Origin of the sequence: Halomonas sp. DP3Y7-2, assembly GCF_019800795.1 — a bacterium.
Lineage (GTDB): Bacteria > Pseudomonadota > Gammaproteobacteria > Pseudomonadales > Halomonadaceae > Halomonas > Halomonas litopenaei_A.
Genome location: NZ_JAHVKJ010000013.1, coordinates 190428 through 206921, shown reverse-complemented (window position 1 = coordinate 206921; position 16494 = coordinate 190428). Strand labels below are relative to the sequence as shown.

At 62.3% G+C, this 16494-nt stretch carries 14 protein-coding genes; 9 read left to right on the top strand and 5 right to left on the bottom strand.

Annotation, left to right across the window (positions count from 1 at the left end):
- The first annotated feature begins 12 nt into the window (after positions 1-12).
- Complete coding sequence (locus KUV45_RS18920) at positions 13-2031, top strand: diguanylate cyclase (protein ID WP_222161638.1); 2019 nt, start codon at positions 13-15, stop codon at positions 2029-2031.
- Between the two features lie 67 nt (positions 2032-2098).
- On the opposite strand, the gene tadA is transcribed toward KUV45_RS18920, so the two are convergent.
- Entirely contained in the window at positions 2099-2554 is a 456-nt protein-coding gene (tadA, locus tag KUV45_RS18915) for a tRNA adenosine(34) deaminase TadA (RefSeq protein WP_222161637.1), read from the bottom strand.
- A gap of 125 nt (positions 2555-2679) precedes the next feature.
- Between tadA and KUV45_RS18910 the strand changes: the two genes are divergently transcribed.
- Complete coding sequence (locus KUV45_RS18910) at positions 2680-3492, top strand: acyl-CoA thioesterase II (RefSeq protein ID WP_222161636.1); 813 nt, start codon at positions 2680-2682, stop codon at positions 3490-3492.
- 95 nt (positions 3493-3587) lie between these two features.
- Here the strand turns inward: KUV45_RS18910 and KUV45_RS18905 are convergent, their stop codons facing one another.
- A complete protein-coding gene (locus KUV45_RS18905; RefSeq protein WP_222161635.1) occupies positions 3588-4334 on the bottom strand; it encodes a TerC family protein in 747 nt (248 codons plus the stop codon).
- A 326-nt stretch (positions 4335-4660) separates the two neighbouring features.
- Positions 4661-4867, bottom strand: coding sequence for a hypothetical protein (locus KUV45_RS18900; RefSeq protein WP_206940071.1), 207 nt, complete (start codon positions 4865-4867; stop codon positions 4661-4663).
- A 219-nt stretch (positions 4868-5086) separates the two neighbouring features.
- On the opposite strand from KUV45_RS18900, the gene KUV45_RS18895 reads away from it, so the two are divergent.
- The 7 genes from KUV45_RS18895 to KUV45_RS18865 all read left to right on the top strand — a co-directional run bounded on the left by KUV45_RS18895 (position 5087) and on the right by KUV45_RS18865 (position 12100).
- Positions 5087-5824 carry a Crp/Fnr family transcriptional regulator gene (locus tag KUV45_RS18895; RefSeq protein WP_206940074.1) on the top strand — a complete coding sequence of 246 codons (738 nt, stop codon included), beginning with the start codon at positions 5087-5089 and terminating at the stop codon, positions 5822-5824.
- A 235-nt stretch (positions 5825-6059) separates the two neighbouring features.
- A complete protein-coding gene (locus KUV45_RS18890; protein WP_224851855.1) occupies positions 6060-6755 on the top strand; it encodes a GntR family transcriptional regulator in 696 nt (231 codons plus the stop codon).
- A 35-nt stretch (positions 6756-6790) separates the two neighbouring features.
- Complete coding sequence (locus KUV45_RS18885) at positions 6791-7999, top strand: CaiB/BaiF CoA-transferase family protein (RefSeq protein WP_222161634.1); 1209 nt, start codon at positions 6791-6793, stop codon at positions 7997-7999.
- A 111-nt stretch (positions 8000-8110) separates the two neighbouring features.
- On the top strand, positions 8111-9403 hold the full coding sequence (locus tag KUV45_RS18880; protein ID WP_206940080.1) for a TRAP transporter large permease: 1293 nt from the start codon (positions 8111-8113) through the stop codon (positions 9401-9403).
- Between the two features lie 87 nt (positions 9404-9490).
- Positions 9491-10537 (top strand): TRAP transporter substrate-binding protein, encoded by a 1047-nt coding sequence (locus KUV45_RS18875; protein ID WP_222161633.1) that lies wholly within the window; start codon positions 9491-9493, stop codon positions 10535-10537.
- 28 nt (positions 10538-10565) lie between these two features.
- Positions 10566-11141: a TRAP transporter small permease gene (locus tag KUV45_RS18870; RefSeq protein ID WP_222161632.1), complete on the top strand. Its 576-nt coding sequence runs from the start codon at positions 10566-10568 to the stop codon at positions 11139-11141.
- Positions 11138-12100, top strand: a complete 963-nt coding sequence (locus KUV45_RS18865) for a hydroxymethylglutaryl-CoA lyase (protein WP_224851857.1) — start codon at positions 11138-11140, stop codon at positions 12098-12100. Before KUV45_RS18870 ends, KUV45_RS18865 begins: the two co-directional genes overlap by 4 nt.
- Here KUV45_RS18865 and KUV45_RS18860 read toward each other — a convergent pair.
- Positions 12093-13031: a CorA family divalent cation transporter gene (locus KUV45_RS18860; protein ID WP_222174278.1), complete on the bottom strand. Its 939-nt coding sequence runs from the start codon at positions 13029-13031 to the stop codon at positions 12093-12095. The two genes, KUV45_RS18865 and KUV45_RS18860, sit on opposite strands and share 8 nt — an antisense overlap.
- 103 nt (positions 13032-13134) lie before the next feature.
- Complete coding sequence (locus tag KUV45_RS18855) at positions 13135-16236, bottom strand: EAL domain-containing protein (RefSeq protein ID WP_222161630.1); 3102 nt, start codon at positions 16234-16236, stop codon at positions 13135-13137.
- Between the last annotated feature and the right edge of the window lie 258 nt (positions 16237-16494).

Below are 16494 nucleotides of genomic sequence, written 5' to 3'. Positions count from 1 at the left end.
CGGAGCCACATCATGCAACCCCTGCGGATTCCGCTGACGTTCGTCGCTCTGGCGCTGTCTGCAGCAGGACTGTGGGCAACGCTGGTAGTGTCAGACACGGCCTTCGGCGCCTCATCGACCGGCACCGCCCTTTGCCTGGCGCTGTTGATCGGCCTGGGCCAACTCGCCTGGTACCGCCAGCGACTATGGCTCAGCCAATGCCTGCTGGTGCCCCCTCTGGTGATAATGCTGGTGGTGCTGGCGAGCTACCTGCTGCCCGTGCCGTGGCTATCCGCTCCCCTCCTCGACCAACCATTGGCGCTCACCAGCTCGCCGCCACGTTGGGGCTTTAGCCCACCCAGCCTGCTGGATACCCTGCTGCTGACCTGTTTGAACCTCAGTCTGCTGCTGCGCACGCGGGCAAGTCTCGGTACGCCGCTCATGCATGCCCTGGCCGCGTTGGTCTGGGCGATGCTGGCCTACCTGCAATGGTGGCCTGGGACGATGATCCCCCTCGCGCCCATGGCCGGACCATGGTTCCTGGCCGTCGCTGCGCTGCTGCTGGTCACCCAGTTTCTCACCGTCGTCACCGGATGGCGCCACACCCTACCCAGCATTATGCGTGGCCTAGGACCCGCCTTTCTGATCGCCAGCGCCGCCATGGGGGTGTGGTATCTGCAGGAAAGCGAGGCCAATCACCAACTGATGGACAGGGCCCAGCGCGAGTCGGATCGCCTTGCCCAGCAGATCACCTCTCGGATCAATGAGAAACTGCTGGCCGTGCGTCGCCTGCGCCTGGATTGGGAACTCGACGGAGCGCTGCCGGACCCACTGCGCTGGCAGGCCCAGACCCAAGCCTTTCTCGCTGACTTCCCCAACCTGGCCTTCATCGCCTTGGCAGGCCCAGAGGGCAGGTTGAGACGGTTTCAGTCCGCACGTCACACCGGCCTGGATCGCGACGCCGCCCGCCATCTCGGCCTGCTGATGCCAGACGCGCAAGACACCGCAACATCCCCCCGTGAGAGCGCCTCTTCCGTGCTGACATTGCCGGACGGGGCACGCGGCATTATCAGCTTCCTGCCGGTCAGATCGTCCGCCAGCCACCAGCGAATGGGCACGATCTGGCTGGCCTTCGATCTGGACCGGCTGACCACCCAAGCCATGCCTGCCAAGGCGCGCGACGGCCGTGTCTGGCAGGCCACACTGTGGGCGGGCAAGCGTCCGGTGTGGCGTCTTCCCGGCCCCGATATAGAGGGCCCCTGGTCGGTCAGCAGCGACATGACACTGTTGACGCACCCCCTGCGCCTGGAGGTTCGCCCCAGCCACGCCCTGCTCAGCCAACTCAAGCTGCACTACCCGGCTGCCTCACTGTGCGCCGGTTTCATTGTGGCCTGGCTGCTGTATCAGCTGCTCTACAGCCGTCACCAGCAGCGTCAACAGCACCACCAGATCGCCGACACCAACATTGAGCTACGTCGCGAGATGCGTCGCCGTTCGCGACTGCAGAAAAACATCGAATGGCTGGCAGACCATGACGACCTGACAGGACTGTTGAATCGCCGCAAGTTTCTGGCGAGCTTGCCGAAAAGCGCCTCACAGCAGCCGCTGAGCTTACTGCTGTGCGACCTGGATCACTTCAAGAGCATCAACGACCAGCAAGGCCACCAGGCGGGTGATCGGGCGCTCAAGCGATTCGCCGAGACCGTTCGTAGACGACTGCCCGAGGGCGGACTCGCCGCCCGCTACGGGGGGGAAGAGTTCGTCATCTACCTTCCTCAGGGCGACGCTGCGAAGGCCAGAGAGTGGGCCGAGTCGCTGCGTGAAGCGGTTCAGTCCAGCGGCATACAGCATGTCGATGGCCGCCCTCTGACCGTATGCATTGGCCTGATGACGCAGGCCCAAGGCCGCGTTGCGCCCAAGGATCTGTTGCACCAAGCGGATCTGGCGCTCTATCGGGCCAAGCGAAGGGGGCGCAACCGAGTGGAGGAAGCCTCAGCGGCCCCCGAGGGAGCTGTCGATAGCACAGGCCTTCACGCTGAGCCCGGTGGCTGACGCCAGCCGCTGACGGACTTGAGTTACCTGCCACCTGTCTCAGCTAGCGTCCTGCCCCTTGCGCTGTTCAGCCGCGGCGCTCCACGAAAAATGCCTTCAACAGTCGAGAGGCGCGACTGGCCAGGACACCGCCTTGCACCTCCACCCGGTGAAAGTGCCAAGGCTGGGCCAACAGATTTGCCTTGGACTCGACCATTCCCGAGCGTGGTTCACTGGCGCCATACACCAGGCGGCGAATGCGCGCGTGAATGATCGCGCCGCTGCACATCATGCAGGGTTCCAGCGTGACGTACAGCGTGCACCCTTCCAGACGATAATTGGACAACGTGACGCCTGCGTCTCTTAGCGCCTGGACCTCGGCATGGGCGCTCGGATCATGACGGGAAACGGGGGAGTTGAATCCTCGGCCGACGATGTTTCCCTCGGCATCCACCACGATCGCCCCCACCGGCACTTCTCCCGCGCGCCCCGCCTGTTCGGCCAGCTCAAGCGCTCGGTGCATATAGAATTCATCACTGCGCAAGATGGGTCTCTCCCGTAAACTGGTCAACAAGCACTTTACTGATTTCTGATCGCCGCGGCGAAGAACACCTTGTCGCAGCGGTCATCGACAGGCCGGTTTCATGCCGGCTCATGGAGGATACGCGAATGTCCGACGCCTTGAAGGGCCTGGTTGACCTGCTGGGCCTGGAAATGCTGGAGGAGAACCTGTTCAGGGGCCGTAGCCAGGATCTGGGACTGCCTCAGCTGTTTGGTGGACAGGTGCTGGGGCAAGCCCTGTCCGCGGCCACTCAGACGGTCGATCCTGAGCGCCAAGTGCACTCGTTGCACGGTTACTTCCTGCGCCCGGGTGACGCTTCCATGCCGGTGGTCTATCAGGTCGACCGCGTGCGCGACGGCGGCAGCTTCACCACTCGTCGCATCACCGCTATTCAGAAAGGCCGCCCCATTTTCTTCTGCAGTGCGTCCTTCCACGGCCGTGAAGACGGCTTCGGCCATCAGGCCAGCATGCCCAGCCTCGATATCAGCGAACCGGACGCCAGCGATGCGATACTAAGGTTCCCCGGTCATCCCATCGAGTTTCGCCACGTCGAGGACAGCGCTGAGCCGGGACAGCCTGCGCGCAAGCGGCTGTGGTTCCGCCTGCGTGGCGAGCTTCCCGATGACGCCGCCCTTCACCGCTACCTGCTGGCGTACAGCTCGGACTTCAATCTGCTGACCACGTCGCTGGTTCCACACGGTATTCGCTTTGGCGATCCTTCACTGCAGATCGCCAGTCTCGATCACTCGCTCTGGTTCCATCAGGACGTCGTCGTCAACGATTGGCTATTGTACGACATGGACAGCCCTTGGGCAGGAGGAGCGCGAGGCCTCGCCCGCGGCAGCATCTACAACCGCAAGGGCGAGCTGGTGGCCTCCAGTGCCCAGGAAGGTCTGACACGGCTGCGCCAGGGGTCCTAGCGCCCACTCAGCACGAACAGCAAGGCTCTTGCTGTTCGTGCGAACCAGCGGCGGCTGAGCATGTCGACGCCTGTACCCGGCCTCTCGCTGCGGGGTCAGCCGTCGGAAGGAACGTCCTTCTGGTCTGACCGCTGGTTCATTGCGCGGATCTTGAGATTGAGCATCTCGACGGTGACCGAGAAGGCCATGGCGAAGTAAATGTAGCCTTTCGGAATATGGAAGCCGAGTCCCTCGGCCACCAACATGACGCCGATCAGAATGAGAAAGCTCAGTGCCAGCATCTTGATCGTCGGGTGACGATCAACAAACTCCCCTATGCCTTTGGCGGCCACCATCATCACACCCACGGCCGCCACTATCGCAATGACCATGACCGGAACATGGTCGACCATGCCCACTGCGGTGATGACGGAGTCCAGCGAAAACACAATGTCGATCACGGCAATCTGCGCCAGCACTGCCACCATGCTGGACGCCGCGGCCTTGGTCGCGGAGGTGTCGCCGGCGCCTTCCACCGCCGCATGAATCTCGTGAGTGCTCTTTGCCAGCAGGAACAGGCCACCCAGCAACAGCACCAGATCACGCCCCGATATCTCTACGTCCAGTATCGTGAACAGTGGTGCCGTCAAGCTCATCACCCAAGCCAGCGATAGCAAAAGCGCAATGCGTGCCCCCATCGCCAGTCCCAGCCCCAGCATCCTGGCGCGCTGGCGCTGATGCTCCGGCAGGCGTCCCACCAGTATCGAAATGAAGATGATATTGTCGATGCCGAGCACGATTTCTAGCGCCGTCAACGTGCCCAGCGCAATCCATGCCTCGGGTGATGCCACCCAGTCGAACATGCCTTCCCTCCCGCCAGAACATAGCCCAATGCGAAGGCAAGACGCCTTCCCGAGCACTATCAGCCACCTTCCGATTCAGCACAAGATGGTGAAGAAAAGAAGCCTAGGGAAGGAGAATGAGGGAACGAGGATGAGGGAATCAGAGCAAAGGAATGAGGGTGTGGGAGTGAGTGAAGAAAGATAGTGCACGCTGGATCCTGGCCAACGAAGCCTCTCTAAAGACATCGCCACCTCGCCGGCACTGGCCGACGAGGGAGACCTAACGCTTGGATGCACGAGCGTGCCGCAACGGCACGTCAGGGCTTCGCCCCAACCTCAAAAGAGCATTACGTGAGGCGATCAAGGATGGTGCACGAGCACTCATGCTCGCCTACGTCGTCGATCAACACGCGATAGCGGGGTAAGGGATCCTGGTGGTCGTCCGGGCTAAGGCCTGATGTATCAATGATGTCTGCCGTATTGCCGGACACGAGCTGGTCATCTGCGACCATCACGAGCTCGCGACGGATCCGCAGGGTGTCGCCGATATGCATGATGCTTTCCTTTCGGTGGAGAGTGGGAGGAAGCTCCCTCGCCCACGGGATGCCCGACACCGCCGTTCAAGGCAGTGTCGAGCGCAGACCGGGTGATGCTGAGGGAATCCCTACGACAGCTCGTCCATCCTGCGCCCACGACTACCGCCCCGACATAACCTGGGTTAACGTAACCGCAGGATTCATCTGCGTCACGATCACACCTCAAGGAGCCTTGCCGTGCCGTCCAAGGACAGCTGCATCGTCAGACACTTCCGTCATTACCGCAGCTTGAGCGAGCATGACCAACAGTTGGTGGAAGCGCTGGAAAAGTCCCCGCTGGACGTGACCGCGGGCTCGCAACTCTGGGAAGAGAGAGATCCCGCCAACGACTTCCTGACGCTGAGCGAAGGCTGGGCCTACTCCTATCGGCAGCTGGAAGATGGATCGCGCCAGATTCTCGAGGTTTACCTTCCCGGGGACGTGATCGGGCTAAGGGAGTACGCCTTTCATCAGCGCCTGACCGGCGTGCGCATGATCGAGGATGGAGTGGTCTGCCGCTTTCCCCACGACCGACTCGACGACATCTTTCGCCAGTCACCCAATCTGACCGCCATCCTGTTCGCCATGGCCAGCCGACAGCAGGTGCTGCTGACGGAACGCCTGGTCAACCTGTCGCGCCGCAGCGCTCGTCAGAAGCTCGCCCACTTCATCATGGAAATGTATGAACGCCTGGCCAAGACCGCAGGACGACAACAGGACCATGCACTGCGCCTGCCCCTGTCGCAGGAAATGCTGGCCGATGTGCTGGGCTTGAGCCCGGTTCACGTCAGCCGCACCTTTACTGCTCTGGACGAGGAAGGCCTTATCCATCGCAGCAGACATCGCCTGCTGCTGCCGGATCCGGCCGCCCTGGCTGACGCCGGACAGTTCGACAAGCGCTACCTGGCCGACAGCCTGTTCGCCGCGCACCGTTGACGCAGGTCGCTGACCGCGGTGGGGCCTGATCATCAGCGCCCCCTCGCTGCGGCTATCTTGTGCTGCCCTGCTTGCCCCTGTTTGCCCCTACCTGTCCGACCACGCCTTCGGCTCGTCCTCGCCCGTTCCTGCCCATAGTTGACGCAGGTTGCATGCAATTTCGTTCCAAAGTCTAACTTCAGACGCTGATGTTAGCCGCTACTCTTGGAATTGCATGCAATGTGAGAGAAGCGCCGTGACGTCTACCGACCACAGCACCGCCACGCCCGGCCCCACGGCCACTGCCCAGGTCCATGAGGCCATCAAGCAGCGAATTCTCGACGGGACCTATCGTCCCCTCCAGTTCGTCCGCGAGGCGGCGGTAGCCAGAGAGCTGGCGGTCAGTCGCACCCCAGTCAGAGAGGCGCTGCGCGAACTGGTGTCTGAAGGCTGGCTCGAGGCGATTCCCCATCAGGGCGCCAGGGTCAGCGAATGGACCGCAGACGATGCCCGGGAGGTCTTCGAGCTGCGCCTGGTCCTGGAGCCCATGGCCGTTGGCCTGGCGGCCAGGCGCATGGATCCCGCGACCATGACCCAACTGAAGGACCTGGCAACTCGCATGGAAGCGCTGACGGAGGGACCACTCGGCGGCGCGGAGCACAGTGAGCTTGCCTCGCTCAATCACTGCTTTCATCGGCTGTTGATTCAGGCCAGCGGCAATCAGCGACTGGCCCAGATGCTCGAGAGTGTCGTGCGAACCTCGATCATCCGCCGCAACTTCGCGAGCTACGACCGCGAGGCCCTGCATCGCAGCATGCAGCATCACCGGGAAATGCTGACCGCCATCGCGGCAGACAATGCCGCCTGGGCCGAGAACGTGATGCGAGCCCACCTGCTCGCCGCCCGCGAATTGCATACCACTATCGTCACGTCGCCTGACACGGCCAGGTAACGCGCCCCATTGAACCTCTACCTACGGACTCCGCCATGAAAGACCTCATCGCCAACCTGCCTCTCGATGACCTGAAGGTGCTGGAACTAGGACAGTTGATTGCCGGCCCGACCTGCGGCCAGATCCTGGCCGACTTCGGCGCCCAGGTGGTCAAGATCGAGCCACCGGGCAAGGGTGACGCCATGCGCCAATGGGGCCAGACCGACGCCAACGGCGAGCCGCTGTGGTGGAACGTGATCGCGCGCAACAAGCAGTCGCTCACGCTGGACCTGCGCAAGCCCGAAGGTCAGGCCCTGCTCAAGCGCCTGGCGGCAGAGGCCGACGTGCTGATCGAGAACTTCCGTCCAGGCACCATGGAGCGCTGGGGGCTCGACTACAACAGCCTGTCTGCGGATAACCCTGGATTGATCATGGTGCGGGTCACCGGCTTCGGTCAGGATGGCCCCTACGCCTCACGGGCAGGGTTTGCCGCTGTCTGCGAGGCCATGGGCGGACTGCGTTACATCAGCGGTTATCCCGATCGTCCGCCGGTCCGGGTAGGCATCTCGCTGGGGGACACCCTGGCCGGCGTCCAGGGCGCCATGGGCGCGCTGCTTGCCCTTCACCAGCGCGAGCGCAGCGGGCAGGGCCAGGTGGTGGACAGCGCCATCTTCGAAGCGGTAATGGCGATGATGGAAAGCTTGATACCTGATTACGCCAGGGCCGGTAAAATTCGCGAACGCGCCGGCAGCTTCCTGCCCAAGATTGCGCCGTCCAACGCCTACCCCGCCAGGGATGGACGTGACGTCATCATCGGCGCCAATCAGGACACCGTCTTCCGCAGGCTGTGCCAGGCCATGGGCCAGCCAGGACTGGCAGACCACCCCGACTACGTCGACCATCGTGCCAGAGGCGACAACCAGCAGGCCATCGATGCGCTGATCGCCGGTTGGACGTCCCGCCACGATGCCCAGCACATCGTCGACCTGCTGGCCGAGGCAGGTGTGCCCGCCGGTCTAGTGTATACCGCCAAGGACATGCTGGAGGACGAGCACATCCGTGAGCGCGGCTCCATCGTCGACGTGCCTGACCGCAACGGCCAACCGCTGCCCATGCAGAATGTCTTTCCTCGTCTGTCGGCGACTCCTGGCCAGGTCCGCCATGTTGGTCCCGCCCTGGGCGAGCACACCGACACCATATTGGGAGATTGGCTGTCGATGGCGTCAGGCGATATCGACCAGCTGCGTAGAGACGGGGTCATCTGAGGGAGCGCTGACGTCATCAGCCGAGCGGCGCAGGCATTTAAGCCGTGTTTCCCTAAGCCGCTGCTGCTCGTCAGTGCCGGCAACAGGCTACAACAACAACGAGGCCTCTGAATGGAACCCATCATCGTGCTGGCGCTACTGATTGCGCTGATTGCCTTTGGCATCCCGATCTTTCTTTCACTCGGGCTTGCTGGCCTCGCGGGCCTCTATATGGCCCGCGGCTCCATGGCGTTCTTCTTCGCCCCTTCATCACTGTTTGGTCAGCTCAATGCGTTCGAGCTGATTGCCTTGCCCCTGTTCATCCTCATGGGCAACCTGCTGGGGGCAACGCCAGTAGGCAGCCATCTGTTCCGCGCGGCCCTGGCGTGGCTGCATTGGCTCAGGGGCAGCCTGGCCATTTCATCGGTGGGCGCTTCTGCGGTCTTCGGTGCCGTGTCGGGTGTCAGTCTGGCGGGGGTGGCAGCGGTCGGCTCCATCGCCGTGCCCCAGATGCTCGAACGTGGCTACAGCCGTTCGTTAGCGGCTGGAGCGGTCGTCAGCGCTGGCGCCCTGGCCATGCTGATTCCACCGAGCGTTCCCTTCATCATCTATGGCGCCGTGGCCAGTGTGTCGGTCGCCGACCTGTTCATTGGCGGCATCGTGCCAGGCGTCGTACTGGCGCTGGCCCTGTCACTCTTCATCTTTGTGCGGGTAAGCCTCAGGCCTGCAGAGGCGCCCGCCGTCGAGCAGCGCTTCAGCTGGCGAGAACGCTGGTACAGTCTCGCCCATATCTGGCATGCCGCATTACTTGTGCTGGTCGTGCTGGGGTCGATCTACTCGGGATTGGCGACCCCGAGCGAAGCCGCGGGGATTGGTGCCTTTGGGGCCCTGCTCATCGCTGCGCTGGTGTTCCGCTGCCTGTCCTGGGCCTCCTTCGCCAGGATTCTCGCCAGTACGGCACGCATCAGTGGCGCCATTCTGCTGATTATCGGCTGCGCCAAGATCTTCGGCGACTATCTCAACATGGTCCGCGTGCCACAGCTATTGACCGAGTCACTGACGGTGTCTGGTCTGCCTGACTGGGCGATCATGCTGGCCATCATGCTGCTGCTGATCCTGCTCGGCATGATTGTCGATGCGGTGTCCCTGATCGTGGTGACCACCCCTGTGCTGCTGCCGCTGATTCAGGCCATGGGCTATGACCCGCTGTGGTTCGGCATCGTCATGGTGCTGAACCTGGAGATCGCGGTCATCACACCGCCGGTGGGCCTCAATCTTTACGCGCTCAGAGGCGTCTGCCCCGAGCTATCCGTCGAGGAAATCATCAAGAGTGCGCTGCCCTTTGTCGCGGTGCAGTTCATCGTGCTGATGCTGTTCGTCATGTTTCCCAGCATCAGCCTATGGCTACCCGGCCTGATGCACTGACCAGACAAGCCTCAACCAAGACTTCTGCCCAAGAGCCAAGCAACCGCTGAAGCAACGACAACGACAACGATAAGAGGACACGTTCCCATGACACTGACTCGCCGCCAACTGCTGAAGACCACCGCACTCGCCGGAGCCGGTACCGCACTGCTGGGGCCCCAGGCGCTCATGACACGGCGCGCCCAGGCCGCCACGACCTTCACCGGCGTCACCTATCTGCCACCGTCCTACAAGGCCTTGACCTACGGGTCGGCAGGATTCGTTGACTACCTGAGCAACAACGGGGGCGACGTCCTGGAGGTGGACTTCTATGATTCGGGCCAGCTGCTCAAGGCCGACGAGCAGCTTCCGGCGCTGCGCTCGCGCACGATCGATTTCATGTTTCATACCACCTCCTACATCACCCGCTCTCTCCCCATTCTTGGCATCACTGGCTTGCCCGGCGTCGTCGGGGAGCTGTACCGACACCCGGAGCGCCTTCGCCTTGGCAGCCCACTGTTCGAGCTGATCAACGAACAGCTGGCCAAGGAGAACCTTTACATGCTGTCCTCCGGCGGCGGAATTCTCGAGCCGGAATACATCTGGAGCACCCAGCAGCACGCCGTGCGTCAGCTAGAAGATATTCGTGGCAAGAAGGTGCGCGTCGTCAGTTTCGAGGCCACCTCAGCGCTGGAGGCCTACGATATCGGCGCCGTGCGGATTCCCTCTTCCGAAACGTATATGGCCTTGCAGCGCGGCACCGTGGATGCGGGGGTCTTCAACATTTCGACCATCATCGGGCGCAGCCTTCAGGAGCAGGTCGACGTGTGCTATCAGCTGCCCATCACCGGCTTTTCGGTCGCCCCTTTCATGCTGCGAGATCGCTGGGACGCGCTGAATAACGACAGCCGGAGCCTGCTGACTGACGCAGCACGGTGGTACGACGACAACTTCATCCACCACTGCAATGACGACATTTACCCCAATGACTACTGGCCCCAGGTGCGCGCCGAGAACGTCGAGGTCATCGCGCCCACCGAGGAGGACCTGGCGGCCTTCAACGAAACCACCCACAAGGTCTGGGATCACTGGAAAGGCGAGGTGGGTGAAGACATCGGAGAACGCGCCATTCAGCTGGCGCTGGGGCAGTCGTGAGCGCCTGGGGTCATCGGAAGGAGAACACATGAACACACTTGCTCTGACATTGGTTCGTCTGGGCTGGGACAGGGTACTCACCTTGCTGCGGGCGGCATCCATGCTGGTGCTGGTCTTCATGATGGTGTCCATCTGCTACGACACCCTGATGCGCTACGCCTTCGCCGCCCCCACTCACTGGAGCCTGGAGATCAACTCCTTCCTGCTGGTCTATCTGGCCGTCATGGGCGCCGCCGAGGCCCAGCGCTTCGATGCCCACATACGCATCACCTTCTTCAAGGACAAGCTGCCCCAAGCGGTTCGCCGCTGGCTGGAGGTCCTTACGGGTCTTGCGGGGGTCATCTTCTGCGCCATTCTTGCCTGGCGTGGTGGGCTGATGGCGTATCAAGCCTTCGAATACGGCGAGCGGGTCTCAAGCTCTCTCGGCACGCCCATGGTACTGCCCTACGCCTTGCTCCCCATCGGCTTCACCGCGCTGGGGCTGCAGTTTCTGATCGACACGCTGGCCAGCATGGGTCGCGGCGGACCACTGCCGCCTCCCGATCAACCGGTCGCTGACCAGCCATCCCCTTCTGCCCTTGAACACCCTGGAGAATCGTCATGACTGCTACACCCGCCGCTGTCGAACTGGTCGAAGTCGCGCCCCGCGATGGCTTCCAATCGATTGCCGAACCCTTGCCCACCGAGCGCAAGATTCAGGTGATCCAGGCGCTGCTCGATGCGGGCATCACGCGCATGGAAATCGGCTCCTTCGTGAGTCCTCGCGCCATTCCTCAGATGGCAGATACCAGCGAATTGATTCACGCCTTCGCGCATCGCAAGGACGTGCGCTTCTCCGCCCTGGTGCCCAACCTCAAGGGCGCGGAACTGGCCCTGGCCCATGACCTGGATGAACTGGTCTACGTGGTGTCGGTGTCAGAGGCGCACAACCTCAACAACGTGCGCCAATCGGTGGAGCAATCCCTTGAGGGGCTTTCCCGGGTGGTCGAGGCGCTGCGGGCCAAGGGCAATACTACGCTGCGCCTGGGTCTGGGCACCTGCTTCGACTGCCCCTTCGACGGCACGATCCGCTGGCAACAGGTGGATGACGTGCTGGAGCGTGCGCTAGCGATCATTGGCGATGTGCCGCTGGAGGTCGCGCTGTGTGACACCACAGGGCGGGCATCGCCCTACCAGGTGGCGGACCACTTCGCCCGGCTGACGGAGCGTCACCGCTCCTCGACCCTGGCCTGGGCCTTCCATGGCCACGATACCTTTGGCATGGGCGTTGCCAACGCGCTGGCCGCGGTGGCTCAGGGCGCCACCGCACTGGACGCGGCCAGCGGTGGGCTGGGAGGCTGTCCTTTCGCCCCTGGAGCCACCGGCAACACCGCCAGCGAGGATCTGGTCTATGCCCTTCAGGGCGGCGGTCTGGTCAGCGAAATTGATCTGCCGCGCCTGCTGCACGCCGCCGACTTGATCGCCGCCCTGCCAGGGGGCAAGACAGAAAGCCACCTGCGGCGTGTCCCGCGGGATACCCTGAACAGGCCAGCCTCAGCCCCGGCTAGCCCATCGACTAGATAAAGCGCCAGCGCTTGAGCACGACCATCTCGACCGCGACAAGCACGACCATGAAGATGCAGAACAGCGCGAAGGCCAGCGGGCTATCGACACCGGGCATGCCGCCAATATTGACCCCAAGCAGCCCGGTGAGAAAGCTGATGGGCAGGAACACGCCGGAGATGATCGAGAGCAGATAGGTGTTGCGATTGACCTTCTCGGTGTGCTGATGAGCCTGGTACTGCTGCACCATCCCCACATGCTCGAGATAGAAATCCACCGACTCGTTGATGCGCTGAATGGTGTCTCGTCCATTGGCCAGGTCAAAGCGATCGTCGCCCAGCAATGGCGGCAGGTTGTCGATCATGGCCTCCAGGGCATAACGCTGGGGCTTGAGGAATCGTCTCAGCTTGATCAGGCGTTTATTGAGCGCCATCAGCACACTATTGTCGGTCTCGCGTGCTTCTTCCTGTGACGCGATGATGGCATCGAAGGGCTCGACAAAATCTTCGATCCGCTGGTGAAGCTTCTCGATGATCTCCACCACCACCGCTCCTAGATCGTCCGGGCCGGTGCCCTGCTCCAGGTCGTGGCGAATGTCGGCGATGGCGCGCGAGGGCAATTTGCGGGTCGAGATCAGCACCCCATTGTAGTGCAGGATGCGAATACTGAGCATGTCATCCGGCTGCTCGCCTGCGTTGAGATTGACGCCCCGCAAGATCAACAGAAAGTTGCCATCGCCCAGTGACTCAAAGCGTGGTCGTGTGTCCTCGGCCAGGACACCGTCAATTGCGGACTCCGGGATGCCGGCCTGTTCCAGCCGGTGATACGTCTCCTCGACATCGCGCTGAAAGTGGTACCAGGCGCCCACTTCGAGGGGGCCTGGTGCGGGCTCAGGCAGCTGGCGCCGCCCATGGGTGAACGACCAGGCATCGATAAAGAATGGCGCTGTCATCATGGCTCCATCATGGTTCAACACAACATCGGCGATAGGGCTGGCGATAGGGTTTGCGATAGTACTGGAGATAGGGCTTGCGATAGTACCGGCGATAGAACGGCTACAACACGGTAAGGCTCAACTCCGATATGCGCGCTGGCTGGCCGTAGAGGTAGCCCTGGAAACGATGGCAGCCATGCTGAATCAACCAGTCACGTTGCTCAAGGGTTTCCACCCCCTCGGCGATCACATCGAGCCCGAGACTGCGCGCCAGGGCAATGGTACTGGCCACGATGGCCGAGCTGGTGGCGTTGTCGAGGACATCGCGCACGAACGACTGATCCACCTTCAATTCGTCCAGGGGCAGGCGCTTCAGGTAGGCCAGCGATGAGTAACCGGTGCCAAAGTCATCCAGCGCAAAGGTCACGCCCAGTGCCTTGAGCTGCCTCATGGTGCGCTCGACGCCGTCACGGTCCCCGACAAACAATGTCTCGGTCACTTCGAACTTGAGCCGCTCGGCAGGCGCCCTGGTACGGGCCAGGATGTCGCTGACCCTGGCCACAAAGCCCGGATCCTGAAACTGCCTGGGGCTGACATTGACCGACACGCTGGGACACGGCGCCTTCTTTCCTGCATCGGCGCCCCTCGTTCTCGCATCTTTCGTGACTGCCGCGCTCGTTATCTCCCCGGGCTCTGTCCCCGCTGGCTGCGCCGCGATATCGCCCTGTGCCTGTTGCCAGGACACCAGAGTCAAGCAGGCCTGCTCGATCACCCAGAGCCCGAGCTCCTGGATCAGTGGGCGTTCCTCGGCCAGGGGAATGAACTCGGCAGGGGGAACCATCCCGCGCTGAGGATGCTGCCACCTTAACAGTGCCTCGACTCCGGTCACGCGGTCGTGCTCGTCGACCTGCTTCTGATAGGCCAGGTAGAGCTCTCCACGGCCGATCGCTCCGACCAGGTCTTCGTAGAGCTGGGCGCGTTGCTGCATCCGCTGCTGCATGCCTGGGTCGAAGAAGCACACTGGTGTCACGGCGCGTGACTTGGCGTGGAAGAGTGCCATGTCAGCCTGTTGCATCTGGCGCTCTTTGGACACCTCATCACGGAACGGGCTGATGCCGACCCGTGCGGTCAGGGTCATGGGGCGTCCCTCGACCCATATTGGCGTTTCCAGTGTCGACAGTAGCTTGCTGGCGATAACCTCAGACAGGCGGATGGCGGTTTCCTGCTCGGCCCCCAGATGACTCGCCACCACGACAAACTCATCCGCGCTGAAGCGAGCTAGCGTGTCCCCTTCCCGCAGCACCGCCTTGAAGCGCTTGGCGGCCTCGCGGAGCAGGGCATCGCCCCCTCGGTGACCCAGGATATCGTTGACCTGCTTGAAGTTATCCAGATCGACGATCAGCAGAGCACCGTAGTGATTTTCGCGACGACTTAACGCCAACGCCTCTTCCAGGCGATCGAGCAGCAGGCGTCGATTCGCAAGGCCAGTAAGAGGGTCAAAAAAGGCCAGCTTGTGAATCTCTTCTTCGGCGGCCTTGCGTTCGGTGATGTCACTAAGGGTCGCCACATAGTTGCGCACACACCCCTGATCGTCATGCACGCTACTGATGGTCAGCCATTGCGGGTAGATCTCACCGCTCTTGCGGCGATTCCATATCTCCCCCTGCCACACCCCGTACTCTCTTATCTGGCACCACATCTCACGATAAAAATGCTCATCGTGTCGTCCTGAACGCAGAATGCCGGGACGCTGGCCTCTCATGTCTATCTCGGTGTAACCGGTGATCTCGGTGAACGTCTGGTTAACGTTGAGAATCACGCCATCTGCATCCGTGATCATCATCCCCAGGTGGGTCTCGAAGGCCACCGCGGCAATGCTCATGCGTGCCTGCAGCAGGCGATCCTCAGTGACATCACGCACCACCATCATGGTCCCATCGTGCCCCCCACTGCCGCTGAACAGCGGGCTGATCAGCGCGCTGAACTCATGGCGCTCACCGTTGAGGGTCAGGCTGTAGTCGAGCCGATGAGCATCGCCACTATCGATCCTCGAGGCGAGAGTATTGCGAAGTCGTGCCGCAATATCCTGAGGGAGAACATCCGTATAGTGGCGTCCGATCAGCTGCTCGACAGGGGCTATCAACAGCCCCTCATCACCGGCATGAACGAAGGTGAAGACCCCTCTTCCATCCAGCACCATCACCACATCCTGCATGGACTTGATCAACGCCTGCAGGCGGTTTTCTCGCCGGTGTGCCGCCTGCTCTGCCCGCTGACGCTCGATCACCTCTCCGCGCAGTTCGGCCTGGATACGCCACTGGGCCAACATGTGACGCAGCAGCCACCCGCCACTCAGGGCCAGCAACGCCGCCAACGCCAGCAGGGACCACAGGCGCTGGTACCAGCCCGCCAAGGCGTCTTCCTCCGTCTGCCCCAACACCAGCCACAGCGGCATGCCGTTGACCCGGCGTGCCAAAAAGAAGCGCGCCTGGCCATCCAGATGAGACACTTCACGGAAGCGCAGGGTGTCGGGGGTGTTCGTCGTCAACAGCGGCGCTTCCACCCGGGGGACCACCTCACCCGTCGCCAGTGCGACATGGGGTACGCGAACCAGCAGGCGGGAGGCGCTATCGACCAGTGCAATGCTCTCCCCATCCACCAGTCCCAGGCCTGCGATAAGCTCGGCCAGCGGCTGAGGATCCACCAGCGCCAGAGCCACGTGTTGCGATGATGTCGGAGAGGCGCTGCGCTGTGCCACGGTCACCCGGTAGCCATCGGCGCGCTCCGGCCTGTGCAAGGGAGAGATCAAGGTGTCCCCAGGCGCCAGCGCTGCCAGGTATTGATGAAAGCTATCGAGGGGAAGCCATCCATTGGCCAGCGCTGACTCTTGAGGTACGGACAGCGGGGCCATCATCAGACGATCAACCAGGGGGACTTGCGCTGCCCGCTCGGCCAGCAAGGCATCTCGAGAGTAGCCTGCATCCACACCGTCGAGAGCATCATCGAGGGCGAGAATTCCAGATAGCGTGCTGGATACCGTGTCGAAGGCGCCACCGACAAGGGCCTCCACCACACTCGCACGTGCCAGCAGACGCTGGTCGATCCGTTCGAGCTCGCTTAGGTATTGCGCTCGCAGGGAACCCGCCAGCGTCACCACCAGGGCCACCAGGGCAACGCCGTAAATCGTGAGGGCGAGACGCCGCCGCTGCCCCTGGGACGGCATTGATCGGGGCTCAGGCTCAGGATGGCGCTCTGCTGTAGCACGCCCCCCTGTCACCAACGCCACCAGCGGGCGACACCCCGTCCGCCAGAGCGCTCACGCCGTTGTTGGTACAGGTCATGAGCACTCTCAGGAGCCTTCATGGGATAGGTCATCTCCACAGACGGTTGAAATAGCTGTCCAGTATCACACGAATGGTAGCCAAGACGTTGACTTGACGCACATATGGCGAAGCTATCAGCTAAGAAAACCCAAGAAAAC